Origin of the sequence: Robertmurraya korlensis, from assembly GCF_023715225.1 — a bacterium.
Classification (GTDB): domain Bacteria; phylum Bacillota; class Bacilli; order Bacillales; family Cytobacillaceae; genus Robertmurraya_A.
The window spans coordinates 63714-70333 of the sequence record NZ_JAMBNS010000017.1 but is presented as its reverse complement, the minus strand read 5'-3'; the positions used below and the strand labels follow the sequence as shown (position 1 = coordinate 70333).

General features: G+C 39.9%; 5 protein-coding genes and 1 rRNA gene. All 6 read left to right on the top strand.

The features are described from left to right. The first annotated feature begins 130 nt into the window (after window positions 1-130). A 5S ribosomal RNA gene (gene rrf / locus M3175_RS22270) occupies window positions 131-246 on the top strand. Window positions 247-491: 245 nt separating this feature from the next. Then, window positions 492-953, top strand: coding sequence for a CtsR family transcriptional regulator (locus tag M3175_RS22265; protein WP_119706241.1), 462 nt, complete (start codon window positions 492-494; stop codon window positions 951-953). Window positions 954-1006: 53 nt separating this feature from the next. Continuing rightward, on the top strand, window positions 1007-1561 hold the full coding sequence (gene mcsA / locus M3175_RS22260; protein ID WP_119706242.1) for a protein-arginine kinase activator protein McsA: 555 nt from the start codon (window positions 1007-1009) through the stop codon (window positions 1559-1561). 4 nt (window positions 1562-1565) lie between these two features. After that, window positions 1566-2630, top strand: a complete 1065-nt coding sequence (mcsB, locus tag M3175_RS22255; RefSeq protein ID WP_251523698.1) for a protein-arginine kinase McsB — start codon at window positions 1566-1568, stop codon at window positions 2628-2630. Between the two features lie 22 nt (window positions 2631-2652). Continuing rightward, on the top strand, window positions 2653-5088 hold the full coding sequence (gene clpC / locus M3175_RS22250) for an ATP-dependent protease ATP-binding subunit ClpC (RefSeq protein WP_251523696.1): 2436 nt from the start codon (window positions 2653-2655) through the stop codon (window positions 5086-5088). A gap of 134 nt (window positions 5089-5222) precedes the next feature. Next, window positions 5223-6599 carry a DNA repair protein RadA gene (radA, locus tag M3175_RS22245; RefSeq protein ID WP_251523694.1) on the top strand — a complete coding sequence of 459 codons (1377 nt, stop codon included), beginning with the start codon at window positions 5223-5225 and terminating at the stop codon, window positions 6597-6599. Window positions 6600-6620 lie beyond the last annotated feature (21 nt).

Genomic DNA, 6620 nt, shown 5'->3' with positions numbered 1-6620 from the left:
AAGCGCGGTGACGTGTGGAGCTGACTGATACTAATCGATCGAGGACTTAACCAAATTACGATGAAACGTATTTCTTCTTCTTCATTCATTATCTAGTTTTGAAGGAATGATTCCTTCAAGTGAATACAGGTCTAGTGGCGATAGCGAAAAGGTCACACCCGTTCCCATACCGAACACGGAAGTTAAGCTTTTCAGCGCCGATGGTAGTTGAGGGTTTCCCTCTGTGAGAGTAGGACGTCGCTAGGCAAAGAAAAAAGCACCTGAATGGGTGCTTTTTTTGTTGTATGTATATCTAATTTGATGAGGAATTGCTTTTATAACTTTTAAAAAAGTAATTCCTCTATTTTATAGAATTATATTTATGTATTCCTTCCTAGTTTGAGAGCACGAAATTTGGGGAAAAATTTATAAGGTGTTGTTCATTGCATGAAACTACGTTCATCATGTATAATTAATGTCAAATATAGTCAAAGTCAGAGAGGGGGGATATGGTGAGGAACATCTCCGATATCATTGAGCAGTACTTAAAAGAAGTACTCGAGATGAGTGAAAGAGAGCTCGTTGAAATTAAGCGTAGTGAAATAGCTGATAAGTTTCAGTGTGTACCATCACAAATCAATTACGTTATAAACACACGATTTACCATTGAAAAAGGGTATGTTGTAGAAAGTAAACGAGGTGGTGGTGGATATATTCGAATTATGAAAGTTCAATCACACGATAACGCTCACCTTATTGACCAGCTGCTAACTGTGATCTCTTCTAGAGTGTCACAAAGTAGTGCGGAGCACGTGATCTTCAGACTAGTTGAGGAAGATGTGATCTCAACGAGAGAAGCAAAAATTATGCTCAGTGTCATTGATCGCTCCGTCCTGTATATTGACTTACCATATCGTGATGAACTTCGTTCGCGAATGCTAAAGGCTATGTTAACAACATTAAAATATAAGTAAGAAGATAATATGCCTTTAGAAAAGAGTAAAGCCATTTTATTGAGGTGAGTAACATGATTTGTCAGGAGTGTAATGAAAGGCCAGCTACCCTTCATTTTACAAAGATTAATAATGGTAAAAAAACTGAGTTTCACTTATGTGAGGTTTGTGCTCAAGAAAAAGGAGAGCATTTTGTAGTCACGAATACTTCAGGTTTTTCCATTAATAATCTATTAGCTGGGCTATTAAACTTCGATCATAACTACCAGCTTGCTCAACAAAAAGCTTCACTTTATGAGCAACAACAAGTATTGCAATGTGAAAGCTGTTCGATGACATATAAGCAATTCATTCAAGTCGGGCGGTTTGGGTGTGCTCATTGCTATGAGACGTTTAGGGATCAGCTTCAACCGATACTACGAAGGCTTCATAGTGGAAACTCCACACATAATGGGAAGATACCTAAACGAATAGGTGGAAACATTCACTACAAAAAGAAAGTAGAAGAACTAAAGGTTGATTTAAAGTCTGCAATAGAAAACGAAGAGTTTGAACAAGCAGCAATTGTAAGGGATGAAATTAGAGAAATTGAAAAGCTGTTACGCAGTGAAAGTGAAGGAGAGGAATAGGTACATGTCTCTTGAAAAATTTATAAATCAAGCCATAAGCTCATGGATGAGTGCAGAAGGGCCTGATTCAGACATTGTTCTAAGTTCTCGAATTCGGCTCGCGCGGAATATAAATGAGTATAAGTTCCCAACCCTTTTCTCTAATGAGGAAGCACAGGAAGTTATTCAGACAATGGAGAAGGCATTATTAAATCATACCATTCCTAACTTAAGTCAATTAGAGCTCCTAAGAATGGAAGAACTTCAGCCTATACAAAAACGAGTATTAATGGAAAAGCATTTAATCAGCCCTCATCTAGTTGAAAACTCTGCTCTAGGTGCCTGTCTTTTATCGGAAAATGAAGAAGTGTGCATTATGGTTAACGAAGAAGATCATATCAGAATTCAATGCTTATATCCTGGATTCCAGGTGAGTGAGGCGTTAACACTGGCAGATCGCATCGATGATGAATTGGAAGAGCATATCAATTATGCATTCGATGAAAAGGTAGGATACTTAACGAGCTGTCCGACAAATGTAGGGACAGGGATGCGGGCATCTGTGATGATGCATCTACCAGGTTTGACATTAACGCAACAAATGAATCGTATAATTCCAGCCATCAATCAACTTGGTCTCGTCGTTAGAGGAATGTATGGAGAGGGTAGTGAGGCGTTAGGCAACATCTTTCAAATATCTAATCAGATCACTTTAGGTAAATCCGAAGAGGATATTGTGGAGGACTTAAAGGGAGTTGTCAGCCAACTAATTGCCCAAGAAAGATCAGCTCGTGGGGCATTAGCAAAAACTTCTAACATACAATTAGAGGATAGAGTCTTTCGTTCCCTAGGTGTTCTCACACATAGTAGAATCATTGAAACTAAGGAAGCAGCTAGCTGTCTATCTGATGTAAGATTAGGGATTGATATGGGTTATATTGAAAACATATCGAGAAATATCTTGAATGAATTAATGATATTAACACAACCAGGATTTCTCCAGCAGTACGCGGGAGGACCACTAAGACCCAACGAGCGTGATATTCGTCGCGCCTCTTTAATAAGGGAAAGAATAAAAATGGAAAATTAACCTTAGTTAGGAGGATGTTCACATGATGTTTGGACGTTTTACAGAGAGAGCTCAAAAGGTACTTGCACTAGCACAGGAAGAAGCTATTCGTTTAGGTCATAACAATATTGGAACAGAGCATATTTTACTTGGGTTAGTAAGAGAAGGCGAAGGGATTGCTGCAAAAGCTTTATATGCTTTAGGATTAGGATCAGAGAAAATACAAAAAGAAGTAGAAAATCTGATCGGTCGCGGGCAAGATGCTTCTCAGACGATTCACTATACACCGCGAGCAAAAAAGGTGATTGAACTTTCTATGGATGAAGCAAGAAAGCTTGGTCATTCATATGTAGGAACAGAGCACATTTTGCTTGGACTGATTCGTGAAGGTGAAGGAGTAGCAGCAAGGGTATTAAACAATTTAGGAGTTAGCTTAAACAAAGCAAGACAACAGGTGCTTCAACTGTTAGGTAGCAGTGAATCAAGCAATCATCAAGGTGGTACAGCTGCTAGTGCTAATACACCAACTTTAGATAGCTTAGCAAGAGATTTAACAGCGATTGCTAGAGAAGGAAGCCTTGATCCCGTTATTGGAAGAGCGAAGGAAATTCAGCGTGTGATCGAGGTATTAAGCCGACGAACGAAAAATAATCCCGTGTTAATTGGGGAGCCAGGGGTAGGGAAAACAGCGATTGCTGAAGGTTTAGCCCAACAAATAGTCAACAATGAGGTTCCTGAAACATTAAGAGATAAGCGTGTTATGACGCTTGATATGGGAACAGTGGTAGCCGGTACAAAGTATCGAGGTGAGTTTGAAGACCGTTTAAAGAAAGTAATGGATGAAATCCGTCAAGCAGGAAATATCATCTTATTCATTGATGAGCTTCATACACTTATCGGTGCAGGTGGAGCAGAGGGTGCAATTGATGCTTCAAATATCTTAAAGCCTTCTTTAGCTCGTGGGGAGCTTCAATGTATTGGGGCAACCACCCTCGATGAATACCGTAAATATATTGAAAAAGATGCAGCTCTAGAAAGACGCTTCCAGCCAATTATGGTAGATGAACCGACAGCGGATGAATCTATTCAAATCTTAAAAGGATTAAGAGATCGCTACGAAGCACATCATAGAGTATCCATTACGGATGAGGCGATTGAGGCAGCTGTGAAATTGTCTGACCGTTATATTTCGGATCGTTTTCTTCCTGATAAGGCCATTGATTTAATTGATGAAGCAGGATCAAAAGTAAGACTTCGTTCTTACACGACTCCTCCTAACTTAAAGGAACTTGAAGCAAAGCTTGAAGAAGTTCGTAAGGAAAAGGATGCTGCTGTTCAAAGTCAAGAATTTGAAAAGGCTGCATCATTACGGGATTCAGAGCAAAGACTTCGTGAACAACTAGAAGAAACAAAGAAAACATGGAAAGAGAAGCAAGGAAAAGAGAATTCAGAGGTGACTGTCGATGATATTGCTACGGTTGTAGCAAGTTGGACGGGAATTCCTGTATCTCGTCTCGCACAAACAGAAACAGATAAGCTATTAAAGCTTGAAGAAATTCTTCATTCTCGTTTAATCGGTCAAGAGGAAGCTGTAAAGGCCATCTCAAAGGCTGTCCGTCGTGCTCGTGCTGGTTTGAAAGATCCAAAGCGCCCTATCGGATCGTTTATTTTCCTTGGTCCAACAGGTGTTGGTAAAACAGAGCTTGCACGTGCATTAGCAGAAGCCATGTTTGGTGACGAAGATGCAATGATTCGAGTAGATATGTCAGAGTATATGGAAAAACATTCGACTTCCAGACTAGTAGGTTCTCCTCCAGGTTATGTTGGATACGATGAAGGTGGACAATTGACTGAAAAGGTAAGAAGAAAGCCTTATTCTGTTATTTTATTAGATGAAATTGAAAAGGCGCATCCAGATGTATTTAATATTTTGCTTCAAGTACTTGAAGATGGTCGTCTAACTGATTCTAAAGGAAGAAGTGTTGATTTCCGTAATACAGTTGTTATCATGACTTCTAACGTTGGAGCAGAAGCGTTAAAGCGTAACAAGTATGTTGGCTTTAACATTCAAGACGGAGAACAGGACTTTAAAGATATGAAAGGCAAGGTAATGGAGGAGCTGAAAAAGGCATTCCGTCCAGAGTTCCTAAACCGTATCGATGAGATTATTGTTTTCCATTCTTTAGAGAAAAAGCACTTGAAACAGATTGTCACATTAATGTCTGATCAGCTAATTAAGCGATTAAATGAACAGGATATTACATTAGAGCTAACAGAGGCTGCAAAAGAGAAGATCTCTGAGGAAGGGTATGACCCTGAATACGGTGCTCGACCTTTAAGAAGAGCCATTCAAAAGCATATTGAGGACCGTTTATCAGAAGAGTTATTAAGAGGAACGGTTCTAACAGGACAAAAGGTTATCATTGATTATATGGATGGTGATTTTGCTGTAAGAGCCGGAGAACCGATTCATAAATAATCGTAAAAATAGGGAGCACACGTAAGAGATTACGTGTGCCTTCTATTTTCTTTTGGGAAATACTTATCACTGCAATGAATTTATAAGATGTCTTATAATAAGAGAGTATGGCATGGAAGAAGGGGGATATAAGTTTGGCAAAAGTAAAAACAAAATTTATGTGTAATGATTGCGGCTATGAATCTCCCAAATGGATGGGGAAATGCCCTGGATGCGGACAATGGAATACGATGGTCGAAGAAATAGAAAAAAAGGTATCTAATCATCGCGCAACCTTTGCTCATTCAGTAGGTTCAACAACCATGTCTAAAGCAACACCAATCACCTCAATTGAAACGATGACAGAGCCGCGTATACAGACGGATTTGGTCGAGCTAAATCGTGTGTTAGGTGGAGGAATCGTTAAAGGCTCCCTTGTGTTAATAGGCGGTGATCCTGGAATAGGAAAATCTACCTTGCTATTACAGGTTTCTTCTCAACTGGCAAAAAAGCAACATTCCGTTCTTTATATTTCAGGGGAAGAGTCCATGAGACAGACGAAGCTAAGAGCAGATCGACTAGGAGTAGCATCAGAAAACTTACTCGTCTATTCTGAAACAGACCTAGAAGAGATCAGTCGAACGATAGAAAAGGAAAACCCGAGTTTTGTGATTGTTGATTCTATCCAAACCATTTTCCATCCACAGGTAACCTCTGCCCCAGGAAGTGTCTCTCAAGTAAGAGAATGTACAGCTGAGCTTATGAGAATAGGAAAGACAAAGGGGATTGCTATTTTCATTGTAGGCCATGTGACAAAAGAAGGTTCGATTGCGGGTCCTAGACTTCTCGAACATATGGTCGATACCGTTCTCTATTTTGAAGGGGAGCGCCACCATACGTATCGGATCGTCAGAGCGGTAAAGAACCGTTTTGGTTCCACAAATGAAATGGGAATTTTTGAAATGAAGGAATTTGGATTGGAAGAGGTTCATAATCCATCTGAGATCTTCCTTGAGGAGCGTTCTCAAGGTGCTGCAGGATCGACAGTAGTTGCTTCGATGGAAGGTACCCGTCCGGTTTTAGTAGAGATACAAGCACTTATTTCACCGACTAGCTTCGGAAATCCAAGGAGAATGGCTACTGGAATTGATCATAACAGAGTATCACTATTAATGGCAGTATTGGAGAAACGTGTTGGTTTGTTACTCCAAAACCAGGATGCCTACTTAAAGGTTGCTGGTGGAGTGAAGCTCGATGAACCAGCTATTGATTTAGCTGTAGCTATTAGCATTGCTTCAAGTTTCCGTGATAAGCCAACGAGACCAACGGATTGTATTATTGGTGAAGTAGGTTTGACTGGGGAGATAAGAAGGGTATCAAGAATAGAGCAGCGTGTTCAAGAAGCTGCCAAGCTAGGGTTTGAACGAGTGATAATTCCTGCCAATAACATTGGTGGTTGGTCAGCCCCAAAAGGGATTCAGTTGATTGGAGTTTCTACTGTTGCAGATGCACTTAAAGCGACATTTGAATAAGTGAAAGAAAAGGGTAAAAAA